22 protein-coding genes, 1 tRNA gene and 1 other RNA gene are annotated in these 25,532 nt (G+C 55.6%); 8 read left to right on the forward strand and 16 right to left on the reverse strand.

Features of this window, described 5'->3' with window-relative positions; all coding sequences use genetic code 11:
- The first annotated feature begins 42 nt into the window (after nt 1-42).
- Nucleotides 43-435, forward strand: coding sequence for a hypothetical protein (locus QMQ05_RS01855; protein WP_345472527.1), 393 nt, complete (start codon nt 43-45; stop codon nt 433-435).
- A 302-nt stretch (nt 436-737) separates the two neighbouring features.
- Nucleotides 738-896: a hypothetical protein gene (locus QMQ05_RS01860; protein WP_334121123.1), complete on the forward strand. Its 159-nt coding sequence runs from the start codon at nt 738-740 to the stop codon at nt 894-896.
- A gap of 384 nt (nt 897-1,280) precedes the next feature.
- On the opposite strand, the gene QMQ05_RS01865 is transcribed toward QMQ05_RS01860, so the two are convergent.
- The 9 genes from QMQ05_RS01865 to QMQ05_RS01905 form a co-directional block, all read right to left on the reverse strand.
- Nucleotides 1,281-2,567, reverse strand: coding sequence for an aspartate kinase (locus QMQ05_RS01865; protein ID WP_334121124.1), 1,287 nt, complete (start codon nt 2,565-2,567; stop codon nt 1,281-1,283).
- A 172-nt stretch (nt 2,568-2,739) separates the two neighbouring features.
- Complete coding sequence (locus QMQ05_RS01870; RefSeq protein WP_345472530.1) at nt 2,740-3,291, reverse strand: hypothetical protein; 552 nt, start codon at nt 3,289-3,291, stop codon at nt 2,740-2,742.
- Nucleotides 3,292-3,394: 103 nt separating this feature from the next.
- Nucleotides 3,395-3,871, reverse strand: a complete 477-nt coding sequence (locus QMQ05_RS01875) for a MarR family winged helix-turn-helix transcriptional regulator (RefSeq protein WP_058256175.1) — start codon at nt 3,869-3,871, stop codon at nt 3,395-3,397.
- A gap of 10 nt (nt 3,872-3,881) precedes the next feature.
- On the reverse strand, nt 3,882-5,582 hold the full coding sequence (locus QMQ05_RS01880; RefSeq protein WP_345472534.1) for an MFS transporter: 1,701 nt from the start codon (nt 5,580-5,582) through the stop codon (nt 3,882-3,884).
- A 173-nt stretch (nt 5,583-5,755) separates the two neighbouring features.
- Complete coding sequence (gene recR / locus QMQ05_RS01885) at nt 5,756-6,553, reverse strand: recombination mediator RecR (RefSeq protein ID WP_345472536.1); 798 nt, start codon at nt 6,551-6,553, stop codon at nt 5,756-5,758.
- A 90-nt stretch (nt 6,554-6,643) separates the two neighbouring features.
- Nucleotides 6,644-10,186 carry a DNA polymerase III subunit gamma and tau gene (locus QMQ05_RS01890; RefSeq protein ID WP_345472538.1) on the reverse strand — a complete coding sequence of 1,181 codons (3,543 nt, stop codon included), beginning with the start codon at nt 10,184-10,186 and terminating at the stop codon, nt 6,644-6,646.
- 9 nt (nt 10,187-10,195) lie between these two features.
- On the reverse strand, nt 10,196-11,116 hold the full coding sequence (gene gluQRS, locus QMQ05_RS01895) for a tRNA glutamyl-Q(34) synthetase GluQRS (protein WP_345472540.1): 921 nt from the start codon (nt 11,114-11,116) through the stop codon (nt 10,196-10,198).
- Nucleotides 11,117-11,143: 27 nt separating this feature from the next.
- Nucleotides 11,144-11,240: signal recognition particle sRNA small type (gene ffs, locus QMQ05_RS01900), an RNA gene on the reverse strand.
- Nucleotides 11,241-11,296: 56 nt separating this feature from the next.
- On the reverse strand, nt 11,297-12,829 hold the full coding sequence (locus tag QMQ05_RS01905) for an HNH endonuclease signature motif containing protein (protein WP_345472542.1): 1,533 nt from the start codon (nt 12,827-12,829) through the stop codon (nt 11,297-11,299).
- Nucleotides 12,830-13,016: 187 nt separating this feature from the next.
- Here QMQ05_RS01905 and QMQ05_RS01910 point away from each other — a divergent pair.
- A tRNA-Ser gene (locus QMQ05_RS01910) sits at nt 13,017-13,104 on the forward strand.
- Between the two features lie 128 nt (nt 13,105-13,232).
- Nucleotides 13,233-13,598 carry a VOC family protein gene (locus tag QMQ05_RS01915; protein WP_345472544.1) on the forward strand — a complete coding sequence of 122 codons (366 nt, stop codon included), beginning with the start codon at nt 13,233-13,235 and terminating at the stop codon, nt 13,596-13,598.
- Nucleotides 13,599-13,709: 111 nt separating this feature from the next.
- Here QMQ05_RS01915 and QMQ05_RS01920 read toward each other — a convergent pair whose 3' ends face one another.
- Nucleotides 13,710-14,750 (reverse strand): isopenicillin N synthase family dioxygenase, encoded by a 1,041-nt coding sequence (locus QMQ05_RS01920; protein WP_345472546.1) that lies wholly within the window; start codon nt 14,748-14,750, stop codon nt 13,710-13,712.
- Nucleotides 14,751-15,265: 515 nt separating this feature from the next.
- Between QMQ05_RS01920 and QMQ05_RS01925 the strand changes: the two genes are divergently transcribed.
- Together QMQ05_RS01925 and QMQ05_RS01930 are read left to right on the forward strand one after the other, a co-directional pair.
- A complete protein-coding gene (locus QMQ05_RS01925; RefSeq protein WP_345472548.1) occupies nt 15,266-15,577 on the forward strand; it encodes a type II toxin-antitoxin system VapB family antitoxin in 312 nt (103 codons plus the stop codon).
- 71 nt (nt 15,578-15,648) lie between these two features.
- Complete coding sequence (locus QMQ05_RS01930; RefSeq protein WP_345472550.1) at nt 15,649-16,275, forward strand: LytR C-terminal domain-containing protein; 627 nt, start codon at nt 15,649-15,651, stop codon at nt 16,273-16,275.
- A gap of 18 nt (nt 16,276-16,293) precedes the next feature.
- On the opposite strand, the gene QMQ05_RS01935 is transcribed toward QMQ05_RS01930, so the two are convergent.
- Nucleotides 16,294-16,983 (reverse strand): DsbA family oxidoreductase, encoded by a 690-nt coding sequence (locus QMQ05_RS01935; protein WP_334121135.1) that lies wholly within the window; start codon nt 16,981-16,983, stop codon nt 16,294-16,296.
- A 131-nt stretch (nt 16,984-17,114) separates the two neighbouring features.
- Between QMQ05_RS01935 and QMQ05_RS01940 the strand changes: the two genes are divergently transcribed.
- Nucleotides 17,115-17,837 (forward strand): YoaK family protein, encoded by a 723-nt coding sequence (locus tag QMQ05_RS01940; protein WP_345472553.1) that lies wholly within the window; start codon nt 17,115-17,117, stop codon nt 17,835-17,837.
- A 71-nt stretch (nt 17,838-17,908) separates the two neighbouring features.
- On the opposite strand, the gene QMQ05_RS01945 is transcribed toward QMQ05_RS01940, so the two are convergent.
- A complete protein-coding gene (locus QMQ05_RS01945; RefSeq protein ID WP_345474595.1) occupies nt 17,909-19,261 on the reverse strand; it encodes an amino acid permease in 1,353 nt (450 codons plus the stop codon).
- 244 nt (nt 19,262-19,505) lie between these two features.
- On the opposite strand from QMQ05_RS01945, the gene QMQ05_RS01950 reads away from it, so the two are divergent.
- Complete coding sequence (locus QMQ05_RS01950; protein ID WP_345472555.1) at nt 19,506-20,075, forward strand: histidine phosphatase family protein; 570 nt, start codon at nt 19,506-19,508, stop codon at nt 20,073-20,075.
- Here the strand turns inward: QMQ05_RS01950 and QMQ05_RS01955 are convergent.
- From QMQ05_RS01955 to QMQ05_RS01970, 4 genes are all read right to left on the reverse strand, one after another.
- Nucleotides 20,072-21,151, reverse strand: a complete 1,080-nt coding sequence (locus QMQ05_RS01955; RefSeq protein WP_345472557.1) for an alpha/beta hydrolase — start codon at nt 21,149-21,151, stop codon at nt 20,072-20,074. The genes QMQ05_RS01950 and QMQ05_RS01955 overlap by 4 nt on opposite strands.
- A gap of 129 nt (nt 21,152-21,280) precedes the next feature.
- Nucleotides 21,281-22,918, reverse strand: a complete 1,638-nt coding sequence (gene aceB / locus QMQ05_RS01960) for a malate synthase A (RefSeq protein ID WP_255165491.1) — start codon at nt 22,916-22,918, stop codon at nt 21,281-21,283.
- Nucleotides 22,919-22,997: 79 nt separating this feature from the next.
- A complete protein-coding gene (aceA, locus tag QMQ05_RS01965) occupies nt 22,998-24,311 on the reverse strand; it encodes an isocitrate lyase (protein ID WP_345472563.1) in 1,314 nt (437 codons plus the stop codon).
- A gap of 514 nt (nt 24,312-24,825) precedes the next feature.
- Nucleotides 24,826-25,428 carry a HutD family protein gene (locus QMQ05_RS01970; protein ID WP_345472565.1) on the reverse strand — a complete coding sequence of 201 codons (603 nt, stop codon included), beginning with the start codon at nt 25,426-25,428 and terminating at the stop codon, nt 24,826-24,828.
- Between the last annotated feature and the right edge of the window lie 104 nt (nt 25,429-25,532).

Genomic DNA, 25,532 nt, shown 5'->3' on the forward strand with positions numbered 1-25,532 from the left:
TAAGTCGTCAATCGGAATCTCATGGAATACGAGCAGCAGCCTATGGCAGAAATCAAGTCAAGCAGGGTCTTATCGATGCTAGGAGGCAATTGGGGGCGGGCCATAGCGCTTACTTCTCTTGCTTTAGTGCTGGCCGCTTGTACAAACCCCGGAGTAAAGTCGACCATCTCAGTGGAGGCGGTCATGGATGTCTGCTCAGGGGATGAGTGCTTCTCTGCAACCATTCCCGCGGAACTGTCAGCGACAGTCAATGGCGAAGAAACAAAAATCCCTTCTTCGGGTGGAGGTGGGTCAATCACCCTAGACAAAGTAGGTAGTGTGCAAGTCACAGCACGCTGGGGCACTCTTGTGAAGAAGATCGACATCTTGACGAGCGATGGCTCTACTCAAACTGTCACTATCAAATTTGATGAAACGGCGAGAGTAGCTGAATGACTAAGAATGGCCACAGACAGGAACTGTGGCCATTCTGTTTACTCGCATCTTAAGAATTATTATGGTGGCTGATTTCCTGTTCGTGGCAGAAACCACGACAGATCTAGATGTAGACGAACGGGCTTTTGCATTGCTGGGGTTTATAGAAAAGCCCAGAGAACAACTCAGGCAAAGCATGAAAGCCCCTGAGCATTGAGTGCACGCTTGCTAGCAGGACGGCCACTGCGTGTTGTGCGCACGAAATCCCCTTCTAGCACCCGACATTAGCTGGGCCCTTCAACCGGCTGGTAGACAGTGTATCCATGAATCTGACGTCATGGGTCAGCGCTTTGGGAACCTTGGTTGGGCGCTTATCGCCGGTAGCCCACCAGCTCAATGGTGCCGCAAAGATTTATCTGGAAAAGGGCCAGGATCCTGAGCCTGTCACGGTGCCCGGCAAGTTGCAGGTCCATACGATCTAGGAAGGCAAGCTGGTTCTCATGTGTCTTGGTATGAATGAACCCCGCGGTACACCCATCCGTAGACGCTCTCACTCTTGGTCGGGTACTTGCGATCCACCAGCCAAATGATGCCATCAGTAAGGTGCGCCGGTGGGCGGTGTAAAGGGCGAGCGCTATCCCGCTGTCGATGCGTGAGATCTGGACCGCGAGGGTTACAAAGCGGCCTAATCGTCTCCAGTGACGTCCCACGGTCTAGTGATCCTTTAACAAGGTATGGCCTGGGGGAGACGGTGTATTCCAAGACCTTAGAGCCGACGAAGTAGACGAATACTGAAAGACAAAAAGATCGTGCTTGCGACACTAGAAATCTAGTGTCGCAAGCACGATCTTTAGTAGAGCGAAACCTTAGCGGCCGGTGCCGCCGTAAACGGTGGCTTCGACTTCGGTATCCAAATCAAACGCGGTGTGGATTGCGCGTACGGCATCGTTCAGTTTGTCAGCGTCGGTGACCACCGAGATACGAATTTCGGAAGTGGAGATCATATCTACGTTCACGCCAGCGCTGTGCAGGGCTTCGAAGAAAGTGAATGAGACACCTGGATTCGAGCGCATGCCGGCACCGATGAGCGAAAGCTTACCGACTTCGTCGTTGTGCTCGATATCTTCAAAACCGATTTCGCCCTGAGCGGTGGTCAATGCGCCGAGCACGTTCTTGGTTTCGGTCATTGGCAGGGTGAAGGAGATATCGGTCTTACCCGAACCGCGGGTAGAGATGTTCTGGACAATCATGTCGATATTGGCCTGAGCGGCGGCAATAACACCGAAGATCTGGGCTGCCTTGCCAGGGATATCTGGCACGCCGATGACGGTGACCTTGGCTTCGGAGTGGTCGTGGGCGACACCTGAGATGATTGGCTGTTCCAAGGGTTCTCCCTCTTGAATTTTGATTTTGTCGTCGGGGTTCGGGAGCACCCAAGTGCCCTCGTGAGTGCTGAATGAAGAGCGCACATGCAGTGGCACGCCAAAACGGCGTGCGTATTCCACGCAGCGCAGGTGCAGGATCTTGGATCCGCTGGCGGCCATTTCCAGCATTTCTTCGCTGGTGATCTTATCGATCTTCTTAGCCGAAGCAACTACACGTGGATCAGCGGTGTAAACGCCGTCTACGTCAGTGTAAATTTCGCAGACATCGGCGCCCAAAGCAGCGGCCAACGCCACTGCGGTGGTGTCGGAACCACCACGGCCCATGGTCGTGATGTTTTTGGATTCCTTGCTCATACCCTGGAAACCAGCAACAATCGCGATGAAGCCGCGGTCAATGGCACGGCGAATACGCTGAGGGGAAACCTCCATAATGCGCGCTTTGCCGTGGGTTGAGTCGGTGATCAGACCTGCCTGCGAACCGGTGAAAGAAGCAGCCTGTTCACCAAATTGGTCGATGGCCATGGCCAGTAGCGACATAGAGATGCGCTCTCCAGCGGAAAGCAACATGTCCATTTCTCGTGCTGGTGCATCGTCGGTGAGCTGTCCAGCCAAATCTAGAAGATCATCGGTGGTATCACCCATCGCGGAGACAACTACAACGACATCGTGGCCCTGAGATTTGGTGTCAATAATTCGACGCGCCACACGTTTGATGCCTTCGGCATCTGATACTGACGAACCGCCAAATTTTTGAACAATTAGGCCCATGGGCACTCACTCCACCTGTTGAAAGCTGTGTCTCGTTATTGGCGCAAAGCACAACGCGAGGCACCTACCAAATAAATATTGTGACAGCTACGGGCCAACATCTCCTACTTATGACGGTAAACATTGGTCATATTGCCTAGAAAGATTAGTGGGAGTTGTTGAAAATCACGGGCTATGCCTTGATTTCTGCCAAGATTTGTCGCCAAAAGCTCTTCCATTCAGACACCTGATCTGGAGTTTTAGCCTTAGTAATGTTAATGGCTATCGAGCATTTATCCACCTTAAGGCCAATGTCCACTTGGGCCTTGGTTCCGTCACTGAAACTGGCACGCCAATAACGCCAGCGTTCAGAGGCGCTGGTACGCGCTGGTTCAACAAGGGTCTGACCATTAAAAAGCTTTAGGCCGCTGACCTGTTTTTCCCAGCGGGCTAGCGCACCGTCGAGGTCTTCAGCGAGTGTCGTACTCACCGAACCTTGGAAGGTGCCATCTTGAGCTTGCCCCGGCAGGCGGCGACCAATTTGTTGCTCGTAGGCGACCGCCACCGATTGAGCCCACCAACCTGGGTTCTCCAACGCCGGTGGCATGAACGTGAACGCGAGTTCAGCGATTTCTTTATGTGTTAGTTCGTCCGCTTTAGCGTTCTCTAATCGTGCGCTCCAGGTTTCCCACGGGGTGCCGGTGGCCTTGGCAATGGCCGAAGTGTTGCTGCTCTTAGTTCCCATGATCGAAGTCTAAACAACAAAGCAACTTTAGACAGGAAACGGCCGGGCGGCACGGGATGATTCCCGTACCGCCCGGCCTATCGCACCGTAATGGAAAAACTTACTAGATCGCCTGAATTTCCAGATTTAGTCGGCCTAGCAGTTCTACTAGTGTGTCCAAATCGTGGTCATCCCAATTGGTCATGCGTGCCCGAAGCTCACCACGCCACTCTTCAAAGCCGCTGTGCCACCGCTGCTTTGCATGTTCCGTGGGGAGCAAGTCGAAGGCCCTGCGGTCTTCGGCGTTGACCTCACGAACCACCAGATCAAGCTTTTCGAGCTTGGCGGTCATGCGAGAAAGTGTCGCCTTGTCGGTCAGTAGCTTCTCGCAGATTTCGGATTGTGTGATGCGACCATTGCGCAAGATGAGTCCGAGGACCGGCAAATAGGCTGGGGTCAATTGACCGTTAAGCCGATGCGCCATCTCGCGCTTGAACCGTCCGGTGACTGCCATTAAGGAAAACAGTTCTTGTTCCGCCAGTGAATAGCGGTCTGTTCGATCCTTAGTGCACTCAGAAGCATCCGTTTTGGTGATATCCACGTGAACTATCCTAGTTGTCTGCCGACTTCATCGCCGTTCTGGGCGCATGGTCGCTGACGTTAGCTTGCTCTAGATTTGCTGCGTCAACATTTTCTTGGCCGGAAGTCGCAGCCGTGGTCTCACTTTCGGTCTCGGCTTCGATATCCTGCATGCGCTCGGTAGCGGTCTGGGTGGTCAAAACCTGGTTAGGAATGAGGCAGACAGCGATCACTACGATCAGCGACAGTGGAGCTGCGAAGGTGAACAGCGATGGTACCGCGTCACCATAGATGGACTCGAAAATCACACGTACCGGTTCTGGCAGGGTGGAAATGGTTGGCAGGTTGCCCGAGGAGAGTACCTGAGCAACGGCCTGACCCTTTTCACCCAGCGACCCGATAGCTTGCATCAAGTCGGCCTGGCGGTCAGCAATCATATTAGGAATGGTCGCTGCCAAGATGGCGCCTAGGCCTGCCGTACCAGCGGTACCACCCAAGGTACGGAAGAAGTTGACCGAGGATGACGCAACACCCAGTTCCTTAACATCCACGGAGTTCTGCACGACCAAGACCATGTTCTGCATGACTAGACCCATGCCGGCACCCAGGATGAACATGAACGTAGCAACCAGTGCGTAGTTGGTGTCGTAGTGAATGGTTCCCAGCAAGAACAGTCCAATAACGATCAGTACCGAGCCGGTGACCACCAGTGGCTTCCACTTGCCGGTACGCGAGATGATCTGGCCACCGATGGTGGAGATGATCAGCAGGCCACCCATCAGTGGGAAGGTCATCAGTCCGGCCATGGTGGCTGACGCGCCACGAGCCATGATCATGTACTGGCTTAGGAAGACCGAAGTACCGAACATCGAAACGCCGACAGCCAGCGAGGCGATCACGGCGAAAGTGAAGGTGCGGTTCTTGAACAGCGACATGCTCAACAGTGGTTCAGGAGACTTGATTTCAACCAGGATGAAGGCGGCTAGAAGAATTACTGCGCCAGCGACCATCATCAAGCTGGTGCTTGAAGCCCACTCGAATTGGGAGCCACCAAGAGACATCCAGATGAGCAGCAAGGATACGCCACCAGAAAGCAATAGGATGCCCCAGTAGTCAATCTTCACCTTGCGCTTGGCAATGGCTGGAAGATGCAAAGTGCGCTGAATCAGAGCAACTGCTGCGATGGCAAAGGGTAGTGCGATGAAGAAGTTCCAACGCCAGTTGATGGTGTCGGTGACAAAACCACCGATCAATGGGCCACCCACGGTACCGACGGCCATCACAGCACCAAACAGGCCCATGTACTTGCCGCGTTCACGTGGCGAGAGGAAGTCGGCCATGACGATCTGTGCCAGGGCGCCAACGCCACCGCCGGCCAGCCCCTGAACAACGCGCATGGCGATCAAGAAGCCGGTGGTCTGCGAGAATCCTGCGGCAGCGGATGCGAGCACGAAGATCGCCAGCGAAATCTGCAGCAGTAGTTTACGGTTGCCGAGGTCGGCGAGTTTGCCCCAGATCGGGGTTGAGATGGTGGTTGCCAGCAGGGTTGCGGTAACGACCCAGGTATAGGAGGTTTGGCTGCCGTGCAGATCGGAGACGATTACGGGCAGTGAACTAGATACTACGGTGTTGGCCAAGATCGAGACGAACATGCCCATGAGAATGCCGGTGAGGGCGGTGAGAATTTCACGGTGCGTCATCTTGGGCTTGGCGACCGGTGCGATTGCGGTCATTAAAGCTCCAAAAATTAGGTTCAGGTCAGAACGCCTGAATGGTTGATTGATATCAACTATACGCCGATAGTTGACGTTCATCAACTATAGTGTTCCATTGCACACCGATGTATTAAAAAACGAGCCCCGCACCTCCCTTTGATCAGGGAAATGCGAGGCTCGCTCGAAAGCGTTTATCGGCTGCGGTGGTTATCCATCTCGGGAACCACCGGATGTGATGGGCTTTGTGCCTCATCCTTGGGGGCCTGTGCCGGATCCACGGCCTTGAAGAGTTTGGGCTTAGTGGCTGCGGCCTGATTTTCCGGGGTCTCAGGTTTCTGCGAAGCCTCGGGCTCCTCAGAGGCAACGGCCGGACGTCGGGCATTGGACGCATTGGAACCGGCAGTACGTCGACCTTCAAAGGCGCGTGCCAAAGTCACTTCATCGGCATATTCCAGATCTCCACCCACCGGAAGGCCCGAAGCTAGGCGAGTGATCCGGATGCCCAAAGGTGCCAGCGCGCGAACCAGATACACGGCCGTAGCTTCACCTTCAAGGTTCGGATCGGTCGCCAGAATCAGTTCGGTAATGGACTCATCGGCCAGACGAGTGACCAGTTCACGAATGTGTAGCTGCTCCGGGCCGATGCCAGCCAACGGATTAATGGAGCCACCAAGCACGTGGTACTTGCCACCAAATGCACGAGTACGCTCGATAGCCATCACGTCTTTGGACTCTTCAACGATGCAGATCTTGGTTCCATCGCGACGTTCGTCCCGGCAGATGGCACAGATCTCTTGCTCCGAGATGTTGAAGCAGATCTCGCAGAACTTGACCTTTTCCTTGACCAGTTGGATGGACGCGGCCAGTCGTGTCATGTCTTCGGCGTCGGCATCAAGAATATGAAAAGCAATGCGCTGAGCCGACTTTGGGCCGATGCCAGGCAAGCGACCGAGCTCGTCGATCAGTTCCTGTACAGCACCTTCGTACACGTGCGCCTTCTTTCTTTCTTGCTGTGATACCGAGAAATTGTTCCGTGGTACACCCTAGTGTCTCACCCCGACATGATGCCGTGGCTTGAGCTACAAACTCCGCTTGATTTCCACTACATTCCCGTTGACGTCGCGCTGTTCGATGACCATGCCACCGAGCAAGCGCTCCACTGCAGGAACGCCGATGAGTGCTGAATCCTCAACCTCAATATCGTCATCGCTCGGGACGAATTCTTCTGGTTCCTGATTTTGTGCAACGGCAGGAGCTTGCGAGGGGCCACCCCACCCGCCAGCAGCCTGAGGTGGGGCCGGTGTGCTCTCGGAGCTCTTGGCCTGATTCATCAGCTGCTGATAGCGGCTCATGCGCTGACCGGCAACTGGCGTCACCGGCTGGCTTGGGGGAGCAGTCTCTTGCTGCGGTGTTCCCCAGCTGGGTGCTGCTTCGGGCGTAGGGGTGCTCTGTTCTGGAGCTTGCCGTACTGGGACCTCTGCCTCGGTTGGAGCCTGAGGCTGCGGTGTTGCCACGGGTTCGGCGGCGGCCGAAGGCCGTGGGGCTACCGGTTCTTGGACCTGCGACTTGGGCTCTTCAGTTTCTGGCACAGCCAAGTTCTGGAATGAGTCCGTGGTGCTCTGCGGGTGCAGGGGCGTGTCCGAGACTGGGCGAGGAATATTGGGCGTGCCAACCTCGGCCTGACGGGCACTGAGCCCAGCAGTCATGCGAGGTTTCGGTGCTACCGGTGGGCCGCCAAAACTTCGTGGCGCACTGGGTCGTTGTGGCTCGGTGGCGGCGACAGCAGGCTGTGCAGTTGGCGCGGGAAACTCGCTGGGTTGCACAGCAGCTGGCTGCCGTTCCGGTTCACGCACAGCAACTGGTTCAGACGAATAGTACGGGTCATCAGGGAATGGCGGCTCGTCCATGAACGGCTCATCATAGGGCGGGGGCACGTCATCATACGAGCTGACATAGCCATCGTTGGTCCCTGAATGTGGTGCAACCGGTGGAGCCACAGACGGCTTTGCTGGGCCTGAAGCATTGGAAACAGGTGCTGGAGCGGCGGCTTGTGCGCGCGCGGCAGCCCGCGCAGCAACCCCAGCAGAAGTTACAGGCTTAGTGAACTTGGTTGGTGCTGGGGTTTGCGCCGGTAGTGGCCGGCGCTCACCTTTTGGGGAACCACCGCCAGCCGGGTTGGAACCGCCTTCGGTGAGTACAACTTCTATCGGTGAACCAGCGAACTGCGAGACAACCCCAGTCAAGGTGTTCATCAAGTCTGGACGATTTCGCAGGTTGACGATCGGGCCAGCGTTGCTGAAGGCCAAAGTGAGCGTGCGCCCATCAAAGCCTGCGACAGAACCATAGGTTGCCACCATGGAATGCAGCACTCGGGAGTTGCCCTGTAGCTGTTGCAGGATCATTGGCCAAGCTTGCTGGAACTTCTGCACAGGGGCACCAGCACTTGCTTGCTGAGACTGCTGTGGAGAAGCCTGTTGCTGTTGCTGTTGCTGTTGCTGTTGCTGTTGCTGGGCCTGTTCGCGTGCAGCTCGTTCTTGTGCTTCGCGCTGTTCGGCTTGTTCGCGTTGTGCTTGTTCGCGTGCAGCTCGTTCTTGAGCTTCACGTTGGGCCTGCTCGCGTGCGGCACGTTCTTGCGCTTCGCGCTGTTCGGCTTGTTCGCGCTGAGCCTGTTCACGAGCGGCACGTTCTTGGGCTTCACGTTGTGCCTGCTCTTGCTGCTCACGTTCCTGCTGGGCCCGAGCCTGCAGCGCGGACTGACGCTGCGCATCAATCTCTGCTTGATTCGGCTGTGGCGATGGTGCAGAAGGTGCGGCGGGCGCTTGCTGCTGCGGTGCAGGAGCCGATGGCTGCTGGGTACGCGAAGCGGCCGCCTTACGTGCGAACTCCGCCATGGCAGGATTCTGCTTCACATCATCGATGGAGACGCCGGTACCAAATGACAGGTCTTCACCGCTAGATGGATCCGGCACCAAGCTAAATGGCGCAACACCCTCAGGCCGGGCGGCTGGCACACTTGGACCAGGCTCAACCTTGGTGGTTACCGAGTAGCTGTCATCCTTCGGACCCCAAGTCGCGCCCCAATCGGCAGCTTCACCAGTATTCAGTGAAGACTGTGCATCTGGATCTAGAGGCGCATTTGGATCGTCAGTCGTTGGTTGTTGCTCCTGCCGAACTGGTTCCGGCTGAGTCTGCTGAGGCTGTTCAGAACGCTGTTCTTGCACAACCTGTGCCTGCTCATCTCCTTGCGAGGGTTGCTGTTCTACCGGTTCCTGAACTTCATCAACAGGGGACTGTTGAACCGGAGCCGGAGCCGCTACACCCTCACGGCGTGCCTTAGCCGCTGCCAGTGCTTCACGTACCGCGGCAGCACCCTGACGTGCAGCACCAGGATTTGGCGTTGCCCCCAATGACGCAGAGGAACTTGCAGCTTCGTCCTGCTCAAGAGCTGGAAGCTCGCCGCCGGTCATCGCATGGCGTTCCAGACGATCCAAGCGGGCAGCAAAAGAAGATACTGAGTTCTCGGAACCTGGCAGCATCAGTCGAGCAGCCAACAGTTCCAGATGCAAACGTGGGGAAGTGGCGCCAGTCATCTCGCTCAACGCCTTATTAGTGACATCGGCCCATCGAGAAAGCTCTCCAGCACCAACCAGTCCAGCTTGAAGACGCAATGCCTCCAACTGGTCTTCGGGAACGCCACGAAGAATCTTTTCCAGACCTTCTGGCATAGCCTTGGCGATGATCAGATCACGGAAGCGTTCAAGAATATCTTCAACAAAGCGTCGTGGATCCAAGCCGGTCTGAATAATGCGGTCAATGGCGCCAAATAGTCCGGCCCCATCAGACTCGTGAAGAGACAACGTCACTTCATCCAAGAGCGTTGAGTGGGTGTATCCCAGTAACGCAATGGCAGTTTCGTAGTCCAGGGTTCCTTCACGAGCACCGGCCATGAGCTGGTCCAGGACCGAAAGGGTGTCGCGAACCGAACCACCTCCGGCACGAATGACCAGTGGAAGAACACCTTCGGCCACCGCCACATTTTCGCGTTCGCACAAAACCTGCAAGTAGGCCAGTAGTGCCTCGGGTGGAACCAGCCGGAACGGATAGTGATGGGTACGGGAACGAATAGTCCCGATAACCTTTTCGGGCTCCGTGGTCGCGAAAATGAATTTGATATGTGCCGGTGGTTCTTCAACGATCTTCAGCAGGGCGTTAAATCCTGCCGCGGTCACCATGTGTGCCTCATCGATGATGAAGATCTTGTAGCGATCACGCGTTGGAGCGAAGGTCGCACGCTCACGCAGATCGCGGGCGTCATCCACACCACCGTGGCTGGCAGCATCGATCTCGATCACGTCGAGCGAACCCGGGCCACCGTTGGCCAGTTCAACACAGCTAGGGCAGGTGCCACATGGAACAGGAGTAGGACCCTGTTCGCAGTTCAGGCAACGAGCCAAAATTCGTGCTGAGGTCGTCTTACCGCAACCGCGTGGGCCCGAGAAAAGGTACGCGTGGTTGACACGGTTTTTCTCCAGAGCCGTCATCAACGGAGCAGTGACGTGCTCTTGACCGATGACGTCGGCAAACGTATCGGGACGATACCTGCGATATAGCGCTGTACTCACACCGGTTCCCTATCGGTTGCGTGATGCTGGAGGCATCAGCTGTTGGACGATCTTTTCAGGTTCTACGATCCACGGTTCACGGGGTAAGTTCACCGGATCGAAAGCTTCAAGGGCTGCTTGCAAACTTGTACTTGGCAAGCCCAACGACTCTAGCAAAATCGCCACAACATCGGCTGGATGTACCCCATGTTCGGTGATCTCTTCGAGTGTTACCGCACCATCGCGTTTGGCAAGTCGCTGCCCCTTGGTATTTAGTGCCAGTGGCACGTGAACGTAGTCCGGAACTTCGTAGCTCAAAAGCGTGGCAAGGTATGCCTGTCGGGGTGCGGACGAGAGCAGGTCATCTCCACGCACTACCTGATCAATTCCGCACAATGCGTCATCAAGCACGACCGCCAAGTTATACGCCGGTGCCCCATCGTTGCGAACCAACACAAAATCATCAACGACGCCTGTGTAGTCGCCAGCCAGCTGGTCGTGTACTGAGAATTCTGTAACTTCCGAGCGTAGCCGCAAAGCCGCGGGACGCTCTTTTGCCTTCACCTCGCGTTCGGCTGAGCTCAAGTTCCGGCAGGTTCCCGGGTAAGCCCCGGGTGCTGCATGCGGCGCACTTGCCGCTTCTGCAATATCTTTCCGAGAGCAGAAGCAGGGGAACACCAGTCCCCGCTCTTCCAGCTGCTTGACGGCTTCAAAGTACAGGGGGAGGCGTTCGGATTGACGCAAGAGCGAACCGTCGAATTGCAGTCCAAGGGATTCCAATTCAAAGATCTGTGTCGCTTCGGCACCGGAACGTACACGGTCAAGATCTTCGATACGCAACAAGAAATCGCGCTGCGTAGAACGGGCAAAAAGCCAGGCAAGGATGGCCGTGCGCAAATTGCCAAGGTGGAGTGGCCCGGAAGGGCTAGGGGCGAAACGGCCAGCGCCCACGTGGACTCCATTCGGCTTGCGTGAAAAAGTAAAGACCCCTCATGCACCTGCCAGAGCCCATCTACCCTTGCTACCTTCCGGTCCTGGGGGAGTTCAACAGGATGACACCACACGAGGGGTCATCGAAAATACTACCCGAGGGTGGTGCTTGGACAAAAATCGGGGAGCGTGCGCTTGCTCTCAACCGGTCTCCTGATCTGTCGGTTCAAACCATCCCAAAACCTTGCGCACCCGTTCATTGAGCGCAACTGTCGGAAGCATTGGCGTCTGCTCTTTTTCAAAGTCGAAGTTCTGCACATTGGTGACGCTTCCGGGAAGTTCGATGCACACCACACCATGTGGTGAGCGCCAGTTCACCGAACCATCGGGCAGATAGGTAGCTTGCCATCCCAAGGCATGCTTGAACATTTGATGCCGCTTGCATAGTAGGTGTGTGTTGGTCCGTGAGGTGTGACCTCCGGTTTCCCAAGCCTCAATGTGATCTATTTCTGAAGTTTCCGCAGGACGATTGCAACCGGGGAACCGACAACAAATATCGCGATTGCGTAATAGGTCCCTCAAAGCCTTAGAGGGCCGGTACTTTTCACGACCGACATCTATCACGGCACCAGACCATGGGTCGGTGAGGACCTTCATGAAGGATGGCGCATCTTTGGCAATACGTAATGCGGTGCCGATGGGTATCGGTCCGTAGCCTTCTAGGTCTGCTAGGGCTCGTTTGGGATCGGTGAGCATTTCCAATGCAGGGATGGTCACCGCGACTCGTGCTTTGAGTGGGGTGCCTTTTGTCGCCGGCCATCCGTCGATTAAAGCATCGCAAATGATGTCGAGGCGCCGTTGTTGTTCGGTTCGTTCATCCTCAGGATCATCGTGCTGCGAGGCATGCCAGTTGACGGTGTTGATGATGCTCAGAGTATTTTCGGCGGGCATGAACAACTGGATTACCGACATCCCGTTAGGCTCGTTCCAGTAAGTGACCTTTCGGTCTTCGGCGCTTTTCTTATGGCGCTCCTCAATTGGACGTGGGTGAAGTCGTTCGTGGATCTTGCGTGCGCGATGAGCGACGGCGGCATCCGTAGCGGTCCGAGCAATAGGTAACAATGTTTGCTGCATATGCCGCACATCTTCAGGTTCAAGATCTTGAGACTGCCTCACGATCTCTTGGGCAGTTCTGGTGGTGATTTCGCCACGACTTAATTCTTCAAGGGTTTCAGGACATAGATGGCGAAGTCCTTCAGCGATAAATAGTCGATCTCTGACATTGGCCTCGGAAGTCCGCAATGCCATGGCAGCTTCAGCGACAAATGAAGATCGGACGACCGCTTCCTCTGAAGGATCGACACCGTAGTAACGAGAAGACTGCTCTTGAGCCGCACTATCAGAGATCTCAATGAGTGAATCTTGAGTTCCCTGTTCAGAAGTTGCTTTCACCGCTTGCTCAAAAGAATCGGCCATGACAGCGGCCTCTGCTGCATCCAGCATGCTGCGCAAACGCGAAATGATTTTTAGCGTATCCAAGCCCTGATCTGTTGAGGTTGCAGGCGGCCGTTCGTAGAGTTGCCGCCCTGTGGCAGCAATCTGTGCGAAAAGATTGTCTTGATCAAGATTGGCGGCCCAATGGCCGAAATCCCCTGGAGTAGCGCGAGTTCCGGGAGGGCCAATATGTAGGCGGCGAGGATCATCGCTGCTGTGAAATACCTCTCTTTTGCTCATGATTAGTAGTATTCATCCGCTGCTGAGGGGCAAAACGGGAAAGCAACGAGATGGGTATAACCTCCAGAATCGCCGGGATTCAGGGAAATTACTCTGAATGACGGTGCGGGAAACGGCAGGAGAACTCTCGATTCGTGATTGAGCGAGAATTTAGATATGCTGGATCCTGCTCCACGGAGCAAACTGAGGAGGATTCGCCTAGCGGCCTATGGCGCACGCCTGGAACGCGTGTTGGGTTAACGCCCTCAGGGGTTCAAATCCCCTATCCTCCGCCATTTTTAATGTCCTGATTCGTCGTATACGCGGTGAATCAGGACATTATTTTTTGCCCTTTGACTCCGAGAGATTGTTTGCCGGTATGATCCGAACCAACTGACGATCAATCTTTCGACGAGGCAAGATCATGGCAAGTGTGTTGAGCGAGATTTCCGTGGACTGCACGAACCCGATGCTTCTGGCTCGCTTCTGGTGCGAAGTATTGGACTTTAAGGTGCAGGAAGAAGAAGTCGGATTAGTCACCATTGGCGCTCCCGATGAGAATAGCGCGACCATTGTTTTGACCTTCGCACAGGTTCCCGAACCGAAATTAGGCAAGAATCGGCTACACCTCGATGTACGACCGCATGGCACTGATCAGCAACAAGAAGTCGATCGACTGCTTTCTCTCGGCGCCTCCTACACAGACGTTGGTCAGGATGAGGACGTGAGTTGGGTCGTGCTCGCCGATCCTGAAGGCAATGAATTCTGTGTCCTTGCGGGCGCGATCTAGGTCGATAAACGGCAAAAGACCTGCTGACCTCAACTCGAAAATTGCTTTCGAGAAGAGACCAACAGGTCTTTTTCTAGTTTGCCTCCCCGGCAGGCTAGCGGGGCAGAGGAGCTATGCGCTCTTCTTTGCCTTGAGTACCTCGGGGTAGTGGATTGCCGCGGTCTGTGGGTGAGCGCGCAACCAGCCCTTGAGTACGTTGGCTCCGTAAGAAGCCAGCATTGGATTTTCTGGATCATCGGAAACGCCACGTGCTTCAGCGGCCAATTCTGCCGGCAACTCAACCTTGTCAATGACTGCATCCAGACGAGGTGAGTAGAAGAACGGTACCGAGTAACGATCAACGCCAGCAGGCGGTGCGATGACACGGTGAATGGTGGCCATCAGGTAACCGTCAGTGGCAACTTCCAACATTTCACCAAGGTTGACGACCAAAGCGCCCGGAGTTGGTGGAACTTCAATCCACTCTTCCTGACCATAAGGCTGTACTTGCAGGCCGCCTACCTGGTCCTGCAGCAAGAGCGTGACGAAGCCGTAATCGGCGTGCAGACCAACACCCTGGTTGCCGGATTCTGGAACAACGTCGCCGGATACGTAATGAACCAGCTTGCCCATCCACGAAGGAGTGTCAGCGAAAGGCTCGTCGAAGTGGTTCTCGGACAAGCCCAGACCCACGGCAATTGCTGAGAGCAATTCGTGACCGGTCTTGTTCATCAGCTCAGCCCAAGCCATGGCACGTTCTTCGAGCTGTGGGAAATCTTCTGGGAACTGGTTTGGTCCCTGCAGGTTCAGGTATGGCTTATCGGCTGGCACGACTGCCAGGGGCTCGCGCTCCGGTCCGTAGTCAATCTGTTCGCGAGCATCTGCACGTCCGCGGGTGATTTCGGTGCCCATGCGGGTGTAACCACGGAATTGGGCGCTATTGCGGTTATCAAGCTTGATCTTCTGCTCGACTGGCTTGTTGAAGAACTCTGCGATGGTGTCCAACAGCTCTTGGTCTTGACCTTCTTGGGAGCTGTAGCCAACGATTTGGAAGAATCCAACACGATGCGCCGCGTCACGAAGGGCGGCGACGAAATCTTCGTTAAAGCTGCCGTCTGCATTGCGTGAGGTAGAAATGTCGAGGACTGGGATCTCGGTGACTACATTTTTCATATCCTCAGAGTGCACCTTATGACGTGATTGTTACCAGCCTAAGTTACGCCCGGTTCCTTCACGTTTCTTGCCGTGTAACAATCCTTGCGAAGAACAAAAATGAGGTTCATAATGAGTGTTTTCACAAAATTTGAGGCGTTTGTCTGCGACGCGCGTTACCCTCAGGAGGCGTATCGGCCCCAGTGCGTAAACAGGATACGACGTTGAATCATTCTCAGCGCTTGGATGACGCCCAGAGCTCCCTTTTTGACGCGGCGAAGGTGCAGCTAGGAGCTGGCTTTCGCTGATCGCGACAATTCTCCCTGCCGGGGCCTCCAGTACTTCGGGACTAGTGTTGCTGTCACTTTCAAAAGAACTGAAAATGATCCCGTGATCTGGCGACGGGCTTTGCCCCATCGTTCAGGCAGTTGTGCTCGGCAAGCAGTTGCTATGACGGATAAAACTTATCCAAGCGCACACGGGCGCAGCGGCAGGTAATTCCAGCGATCGCACTACCGTGAGCTTATGCTGGAAGGGTGATATTTCGAGCAATAGGTGACAAGCGCCCATACCCAGAGCACGGGTTGGTCTCCTCACGTGACTGGAGTGAACTAGCACCCCAACAGGTAAAGCTGGATCAGCTGGTTACGACTAAGTCCACGCTCGATCTTGAAACTTTGCTCTCCGAAGACTCCACTTTTTATGGCGACCTCTTCCCGCACGTCGTGCGCTATCAGGGAGTTCTATATCTTGAAGACGGGGTGCACCGCGCATTGCGTTCGGCACTTCATCATCGTTCCGTAATACACGCGCGGATATTGGATTTGGACGACGATTCGATAAGCTAACTGCCACGGGGATGACAAGGTAGTTATCCCGGCTGGCCGTAGCCCAGTGCTACCCGGAGCTAGGTGGGAAGATGCGTCAAAGCGAAGACCCGGCCGACTGGCACGGTGCACATATCGTTAATGAACAAGACCTGAGCTTCAGTTCGGATCGTAAAGCTAAGAAGCGTGCGCGTAGACGGCAGAACGCCGTGTTCACAGTGATGGCCCTACTTGTCATTGCAGTCACCGCAGGTGCCGTGCTGATTGTCACCGGAAACTTGAAACTCGGAGCGGACGCCACGAGCGCCGAAACTGCAGCTCCGACGCCAGTAAAAATTGAAAACGCTACGTGCCCTGACGTGAACTTCACTTACCAAGACCCGCAGAGTTTCAAAATACGGGTTCTGAACACCACGAATATTGCCGGGCTCGCTTCGGACACCGGAAAGTCGCTGGAAGATCGCGGTTTTAAGATTTCCTCACTGACCTCTGGGTGGAGCTCCCTTGCGGAGACAACAGGCGCCGTCATTGCCGGTCCAGATGGCTATGCGCAGGCTTTTACCGTTCAGCGCCAGGTGCCAGGGACAGTGTTTATCTTTGATGCAGAAAAATGGGGAACCACTGTAGATCTGGCCGTCGGGGAGAAATTTGAGGGACTGCAGAAGGAACGTAAATTGGATACTTCTGCCGGCAAGCTGGTGTGCGCACCGGCAGAGTAGCCACGTCGGATTTCCTGGTTACTGAGTTTTCACATTCTCCGCGTAGACCTGAGTCAGTGCGTTAGCGAAAACTTCGGCTGGTTGTGCCCCGGAAATACCGTATTTTCCATCGAGCACAAAGAAGGGAACTCCGGTAATACCGAGCTGCTGTGCTTGAGAAATATCGGCATTCACTTCATCGGTGTAGGCCCCAGATTCAAGCTGCTTACTCAACTCCTGAGTATTCAGGCCCAATGAGTCTGCAATTTCCAAGAGAGTTGAAAGCTCTCCAGTATTTAGGCCCTTTTCAAAGTGTGCCGAGAGTAGCGCTTCCTTCATTTCATCGCCGGCTCCGTGCTGCTTTGCAAACTCCAGAACACGCAGTGCGGTAAAGGAATTGGCGACCTTGAGATTCTCGAAGTCGTACTTCAAGCCTTCCTCAGCAGCTTGAGCAGTCACGTGCTGCAGCATCTGCTGAACCTGCGCCTGATCTAGTCCCTTCATCTTCGAGAGATATTCTGCTTCGCTACCGTCGTAGTTATCGGGCAGGGAAGGATCTAATTGATAGGCATGCCAATACACATCAATGTTCTGTGAGAATTCGAATGCTTCAACACCTTTTTCAAAGCGTCGTTTGCCAATGAAGCACCACGGGCAGGCAATATCGGAAAAGATGTCGACGCGTAGGCGCTTTGATTCGGTTGGCTGTTCGCCAGAAATTTCACTCATACTCGGGCTAACAATATTTCACTGCGTTGCATTCCACTGTCGGTGCGAATTGGTCGCGAACATTAAATGGAATAGTTAGGAAACGGGCGAACGCGTCCAAAAACACGGATCAAAGCAGAAAGCAGTTGCAGGTGGCAAAGAATCTTCGCTGGCGAGGTATCCTCTTTGCCGGAACCATTACCGCCATGGCCGGTTTTGTGGACGGCGTCGGTTTTGTGCACTTTGGCGGCTATTTCTTGTCATTTATGTCGGGCAACTCTACGCGCTCTTCCGCGGCGCTCATGACCGGTGACATCACCGGGTGGATTACCGCAATGTCCCTGGTGTCGAGCTTTGTCGCCGGTGTGGTCGTTGCGACGCTACTGACGGCTCCTCTGGCCGCGTTGCGCAGACCTGTTGCGATGTACCTCAGTGCAGCCTTACTGCTCACTGCCACTGCCACCGCGATCATCCAGCCCCATCTCACTGCACTTTTGTTGGCAGCCGCCATGGGTGTGGTGAACGTGTCCTATACGCGTTCAGGGGAGGTCTCTTTGGGCCTGACCTACATGACGGGCACACTGGTAAAACTCGGACAGGCCTTGGGCGGAGCCATCCTTGGACTGGTGACCGGTTCCAACCAAGGAGTCAGCAGATTGCTGTGGCTGCGTTATGCGGTGTTGTGGGCCATGATCACCGTGGGTTCGCTCGGTGGCGTGTTGGCTTATTTGCACCTGGGATTGGGCAGTTTATGGATTGTCGGAGCTGGTATGTTGCTGTGGGCCACTATAGCCCTGGTCCAAGAATTGCGTGCTCAAGCTGACCCACAACTTCGGGTTAGGAACCGGCGTTCTGATCGGCAGAGAATCGACTAGAAGCGACCGGATATGACAACGGCGCCCAGACATCACGAAAATGAGTGTCTGGGCGCCGTTGTCACTGAAATTTAGTTCAGCAACGAGTCGTTGTTCTTTTGATCGATCGCAGCCGTAGGGCGGACCAGGAGCTTGTACAGCACGCCTAGTATCACCAGCCAGATAACGCCGGTGTACAAGGCCACGCGAGTTTCAGCACTCAGCGCTAGTAGCACCACAACAAAGGCCATGAATACCAGGGCCGACCAGGCAGCAATGGTTCCGCCAGGTACCGCATATTCGCGAGCAACCGATCCATCAATGCCTTCCTTAGCTTCTCGGCGACGCATCGCTAGGTAGGAAGCCAAGATCATGATCCACACCCAGACGGTAGCGAAGGTCGCGATCGAAGCAATGATGGTGAACAGTGCTTCAGGCAACAGCGCGTTGAGCACCACGCCCAAGAGCAGCACCACAGCCATAATGACCACGGTCATCCATGGCACGCCATTACGCGAAACCCGGCCGAAGGACTTGGGTGCATGGCCGGCCACCGACATGGCGTAGAGCATACGACCGGCGCCGAAGGTATCAGCATTAATGGCTGAGACTGCTGCCGTGATCACCACGGCGTTCAGCACGTGAGCCACTGCTGGGAGGCCGAGCCCGTCAAAAATCTGCACAAATGGTGAGGCCGAACCATCGATCTGACGCCAGTCAAAGAGCATCATGACCACGGCTAGCGAGGCTACGTAGAACAGCAGGATACGCCAAGGCACGGTGTTGATCGCTGCCGGTACGGACTTGGAAGGATCATCGGCTTCGCCTGCAGTGATACCGATGGTTTCAATGCCGCCGAAGGCAAACATCACCACGGCGAAGGACAGCAACAGACCCATGAACCCGTTGGGGAAGAGCGTGCCGGCGCTCATCAGCGTGGCGAATCCTGTGGCGGTCTCGGTGTCAGGGGCGTTAAAACCGAAGATGATTAGGGCCGCGCCACCGACGATCATGGCAATAATTGCCGTAACCTTCACGACGGCCAACCAGAATTCGGTTTCGCCGAAGACCTTGACCTTCATCAGGTTGATTGTGGCGATCAGTAATACCACGGTCAGCACCCAGATCCATTGCGGTACCTGCGGGAACCAAAAGCCCATATAGATTCCGAAGGCTGTCACGTCAGCAATAGCCACAATGGCCATTTCAAAGCTGAAGGTCCACCCGGTAACAAAGCCGGCAAAGTTGCCCAGATAGCGCGAGGCATAGTGTGCAAATGACCCGGAGACCGGATGCTTCACTGCCATCTCGCCCATGGCACGCATGACGATGAAGACGGCAGCACCGCCGATCATGTAGGCAAAGAGGACTGCTGGTCCGGCGGCTTGGATAGCGGAGGAGGAGCCATAAAACAGGCCCGTTCCGATCGCTGAGCCCAGGGCCATGAAGCGAATGTGGCGGGCCGTGAGCCCGCGGGCTAGTGAGGCCTTAATATCGGTCACGATGGTATTGCTCGGATCCTTTTCGGGGGCATTCGATCTGGGGCTTATCTACGGTTGAAAACAAGAAACAGCCCAGAAAATCCTATGTTCTATGTGGTCTTTGAGGCGAAGAACGTGTCACAGATCTACCGTGAGCTTAACCACCAGCGGTTGCCGATGCCTACCCACCCAGTGGGAGAATGGGCTCATGAAACTAGGATTCGTCCGCCATGGACAGACGCAATGGAACCTCGAAGGCCGACTGCAGGGCTCCAGTGATATTCCGTTGAACGACACCGGTCGGAACCAAGCCCGAGAGGCAGTGAAGGTTCTGGAGACCGGAGGCTGGGACGTTATTGTTTCTTCCCCTCTATCGCGAGCCCGCGAAACCGCACAAATCATTGCCGATGGCCTGGGCATGGAATTGGGCCCCAGCTATGACCTGCTAATCGAGCGTGACTACGCGCAGGGCGAGGGCATGGTGGAAACCGAAGCGCTGGAGAAGTGGCCAGAGAAAAACGGCGGTGGCATCGAGCCACTGGATTCCGTGGTGGATCGCGGATTGCGCGCCATCGAGCAGATCGCGGCCGATTACCCAGGTAAAAACGTTGCCATCGTTTGCCACGGCACGATCATTCGCTACACCCTCTCACACTTAGCCGGCTACAAACTGGACACCATTCGTAACGGCTCGGTGGCCATTGTGGGCCGTGACAAGGCCGGGGAATGGCAACTAGAACTCGTCAACGACGAGGTTCCGCAGAAGCTGATCCACTAAGAATCTAGGAACTGGCTGCCTTCGGGCAACACCGTGCGAATGCAGTTAACCAATTGCGAATCGCGTTGACGGGTCTTGAGCGCAGCCAGCCAGGAACCCAGCGAGCGGTAGGCTTTGGCGCGCACCGCGGGGGCGGAGAGAAAGATGTCATGCAGCGCCCCGGGCAAACGTACTACGTGTAGTTCTCTGCCCAAATCTAGGCTGCGTTGCGCCACAACCTGCACATTTAAGGCAACATCGGCACGCGTGGCAGTGTCATGCCAGCGGGGCAGCAGGTAGTCCTCTGCCGAAAGCATCACCAAGGTGGGCATCTGCAGGTCTAGGCCCTTTTTCACCTTGGCTTGTGCGTTGAAAACCGCCCCGATGAATCCGGCGGTGAGTTTAAAACCATTCACCGGCCGCCAGCTCAGGTCGTAGTCCCATTCACCGGAGAATTGGTTGGACACAGTGCGGGTATAAAAACCTGGATCCACCGTGGGCAGGTAACGGTGTGGGTTGCGTGCGCTGGCCGCCTGAATGATGCGCGCCAGGGCGGTGCGCCCGATTTCACTCGCCTGAAATTCGAGCCACGGGCTGTTCAAGGCCAGCGCATCCACCTTGTTCGGATTAGCGGCCGCATACATGGACGCACTGAGCCCGCCAGTGGAATGTGCCAGCATGACAAACCGGGTGCCCGGATGTGCGCTGGTGATGATCCGATGTGCAGCATCAAATTCTTCAAAGTACTCTTGCAAGTCCGTGGTGAATCCGGGGCTTGTACTTTCAGAGAGGCCACTGGCGTGATCTGTGGGCAGATTGCGTCCGTAATGTCGTAGATCCAAGGCATAAAAATCCGCACCGGCTTCGGAGAGGAACTCGGCCAATTCCTTCTGGAAGAAGTAGTCGGACCAGCCATGGACGTAGAGCACTGCAATGGAGCGCAGCGGTGGTGGCAGGCGCAGTTTTTTGCGCGGACGGTGTCGCACCAGTGTTGCGGTAGAGCCATCGGCCATCGGCAGTGGCCTATAAGAGAAGTCTTCCCCTAGTAAGTCGGGCTGCCAAAGGTCTTCGGCGGGGCTCTTGAACTGAAATGCCATGGCTACAGCCTAGTCACTGCGCACAAAAAACGGCATCCGCCCGCTGGACTGGTTACCAACGGATGAATGCCGCTTTTCGTGGCCGATCTTTCGGACGACTGGTGACAATCGGCCCGGTCTAGTAGGGGCTTAGCCTGCCATTTCAAGGGTGCGAGCTGGCGCATCCAGGTAACGCAGGTAAGCATTCTTGGTCAGGAAGGTCGGGAAGTCATCACGCAGGGCGCAAGCTTCGAAGATTTCCATCGCTTCCTCGAAGCGGTCTCCTTCAAAACGCTCCATGCGGTCCATGGTTTCCTCGGCCAGTTCCTGTACCCAACGACGGGTGATGATTTCACCCTCATCGGTGATGGCGGACTGGTGGATCCACTGCCACAGCTGTGAACGGGAGATCTCAGCGGTAGCTGCATCTTCCATCAGGTTACGCAGGGCCACTGCACCATTGCCGCGCAGCCAGGACTCGATGTAGCGGATACCGATCTCGATGTTGTCTCGGATGCCGCGTTCGGTGATCTTGCCGGTTACGCTCTGAATGTTCAGCAAAGCGGTGTCCGAAACCTCAACATCTTCACGGGTGCGCTGCAACTGGTTCGGGTTTTCACCCAGTACCTCGTCGTATACCTCACGAGCCACGGATACCAGATCCGGGTGAGCCACCCAGGATCCGTCAAAACCGTCGGCAGCTTCACGAGCCTTGTCCTCACGAACCTTGCTGAAGGCGATCTCATTGATCGATGCATCCTTGCGGCTAGGAACAAAGGCGCTCATTCCGCCGATGGCCGATGCCCCACGACGATGGCAAGCACGAACCAACTGCTCGGTGTAAGCCCGCATAAACGGTGCACTCATGGTCACGGTGTCACGATCAGGGAAGACAAAGCGTGGTCCGCGGGAACGGAAATTCTTGATGATCGAGAAGATGTAGTCCCAGCGTCCTGCGTTCAAGCCCGAGGAGTGTTCACGCAACTCGTACAGGATCTCTTCCATTTCGAAAGCTGCGGTAATGGTTTCAATCAGCACCGTGGCACGAATGGTTCCGCGCTCGATTCCCAACAGATCCTGAGCCATGTTGAACACGTCGTTCCACAAGCGTGCTTCCAGGTGGTTCTCCAGCTTTGGCAGGTAGTAGTACGGGCCTCGGCCGGCTGCCAGCAGACGCTTGGCATTGTGGAAGAAGTGCAGTCCGAAGTCCACCAATGCGCCGGAGATCGGGGTGCCAGCAACCAGCAGGTGCTTTTCTGGCAGGTGCCAGCCGCGGGGACGAACCACGATGGTGGGCAGTTCGCTCAGTTCGTAGCTGTTCAGCTTGTACTCACGACCGTCGGGTGCGGTGAAGTCCAGCTCCTGATCCAGGATGCGGATCAGGTTGACCTGGTTCTTGATCACGTTTTGCCAGGTTGGGGAGCAAGCATCCTCCATGTCGGCCAGCCATACGCTAGCGCCGGAGTTCAGTGCATTGATCGCCATTTTGCGTTCGATCGGACCGGTGATTTCTACTCGGCGATCTTCCAGCCCTGGGGCGATCGGGGCGACCTGCCATGAATCATCTTCGCGAATGCTGCGGGTCTCTTCCAAGAACTTTGGATCACGACCATTGGCGATGCGTGCCCGGTTGACCTGTCGACGCTGCATGAGTTCGGCACGGCGGGATTCAAATGCGCTGTGCAAGGAAGACAAGAAGTCTAGTGCGTCGCTGGTCAGGATCTGCTCCTGGTAGCGAACTGGGGTAGCCGTGATGGTGATGTTGTTGAGGGTGATGGGGGAGTTCATGGCAGCGTCCTTAAAGATTAAAAATGGTGGTGGTGCTAGCCGGCGACACTGCCGGCTAGCACCATCGACCCATCAGGGTCTAATGGAATTGGCCTTCTTCGGTGGATCCCACCAGGGCCAGGGTGGAGGCGTTCGGGTTCAGCGCCGTGGAGATTGCGTCGAAGTAGCCGGTGCCGACTTCGCGCTGGTGCTTGGTGGCGGTGTAGCCAGCAGCCTCGGAAGCGAATTCGCGTTCCTGCAGTTCGACGTAGGCGCTCATGCCGTCCTTCGCGTAGCCCTGAGCCAGATCGAACATTGAGTGGTTCAATGCGTGGAAGCCAGCCAAGGTGATGAACTGGAAGCTGAAGCCCATGGCGCCCAGTTCGCGCTGGAACTTGGCGATGGTTGCATCATCCAGGTGCTTCTTCCAGTTGAAGGAAGGCGAGCAGTTGTAGGAGAGCATCTGATCAGGGAAGTCCTTCTTGACTGCCTCAGCGAACTTGCGAGCCAATTCCAGATCAGGAGTTCCGGTCTCCATCCAGATCAGATCCGAATATGGTGCGTAAGCCTTGGCACGGGCGATGCATGGTTCGATACCGTTGGTGACCTTGTAGAAACCTTCGGGGGTGCGCTCGCCGGTGATGAACTGCTGATCTCGTTCATCAACATCCGAAGTGATCAGGGTTGCTGCTTCAGCATCGGTGCGGGCAATGACCACGGAGGGTGTGCCAGCCACGTCGGCGGCCAGGCGGGCCGCGTTCAGGGTGCGGATATGTTGTTGAGTTGGGATCAGCACCTTGCCGCCGAGGTGGCCGCACTTCTTTTCGCTGGCCAGCTGGTCTTCCCAGTGAACGCCTGAGGCGCCGGCCGCAATCATGGATTTCATCAGCTCGTAAGCGTTCAGTGGGCCACCGAAGCCAGCTTCTGCATCAGCAACAATCGGGACCATCCAGTCCTCGACGCTTTGGATGCCTTCAGAGAATTCGATCTGATCGGCACGCTGTAGAGCGTTGTTGATGCGACGAACTACCTGTGGGACCGAGTTTGCTGGGTAGAGCGACTGGTCCGGGTAGGTCTGGCCCGAGAGGTTTGCATCGGCTGCGACCTGCCAACCTGAAAGGTAGATGGCACGAAGTCCGGCCTTGACCTGCTGTACTGCCTGGTTACCGGTCAGTGCGCCCAGTGCGTTGGTGTAGCCGCCGGTCGGGGTTTCTTCGGTGAGCTGCTTCCACAGCTTCTCCGAACCACGCTTTGCTAGGGTGTGCTCTTCCTGAACTCGACCCTGCAGTTTTACGACATCGGCTGCGGTGTAGTCACGGGTGACGCCACTCCAACGAGGGTTGTTTTCCCAATCGGTTTCGATGGCTGCGATGCGGTTGTCGATCGAGGTTTCGTTGGTGTTCTCGGTAGTCATTTCCTTGGCTCCTTCGCACAAGTTCCGGGTTCATGTTGATCGCTAGGTGATCTTGTGAACTTCTTCGTGACAACTACTTTTCCTCAAGCGCAAGGGCAGAAATAGAGGTTTTTGAGATTAAGATCCGCACTTCTTAACAAAAGTGAAAGATTTGAACTTCTTCCGCCCGAAGTGAGCCAGAACCTAAAAAATTGGCCAAATCTGGATATTTGACCAAGAAAAAGTGGCAAATTTTAGAAGCACTCGTGTGTTTACGGGGAAAATGCGCCGTCGCGGACGCCTGGTAGAACACGTTTGAGTGCCAGCTGATTAGGGATTTTGCCGCGGGAAGCTGAAAATAGGAACCCAGGTGCGGCTGCAATCAAGAGCGCTGTTAGCCCCGGGGTTGCGGGATGTTCAGTGCGCTAAAAAAGGGAGCTACGCGCTCCGTGACTGCGCGTAGCTGGATGTCACGACGTAAAAATCTTCGGTTTTTGTTTTGAGAGACCGGGCGCGCACTGATGCTCGTGGTCGATCAAGCTAGATCGAAAGAAACAACCGCCATGACACCGCGACCGGAAATGCGCGGTTCCTGAGCATCTGATCCAGCAACAGTGTCGCGAAGATTTATCGCCTGCTGCTGATCTCCAAGCAATAGCACTGCGGAACCTTGAACAAGGATGCCAAGTTGACCATCAAAGAGGTACTGTTCACGCTTCTTCGATAACTCAACGACTCGAACGGTCGGGCGAACCTTCTGCGGATCCGCGGCAACATAAACCGTGAGCAGTTCTTCGGTGGGTTGGCTGGCTTCTACTGGGGCGGAGGACGTGAACTTCAGTGGACGCAATGGTTCTAGACCATGTGGCTCACCTTCGACCTCCAGCTGCACGAAGTCTCCAGCAATCAGGGTCATCACTTGCGCAGGTAGAGCTGCGGTGAAGGATGCTTCCTTTTCGATGGAGCGAATGGATACCTGCCAGGTAGCTTCGGCCTCGGAACTGCGCTGCAAGGTGCCAGCATCAGAGAGGGTGCCCGCGGCGATGAGGCGGACCTGCCCTAGCTCCCATTGCTTCTTAGCGCTCTTGGACAATTCAAGAATGGATTCCGGCGCAAAAGTAGCCTGTGCTTCGCTCATGGTTCGAGTCTACTTGCCTGTGACCATGCGCAACTGACCAACCAGTTGTGTCGTGTCATCGGCACGAATGGGGCCAGTTAATTTTGTTGTTGCACACGATGAAA

Origin of the sequence: Glutamicibacter sp. B1 (assembly GCF_039602135.1) — a bacterium.
GTDB lineage: Bacteria > Actinomycetota > Actinomycetes > Actinomycetales > Micrococcaceae > Glutamicibacter > Glutamicibacter ectropisis.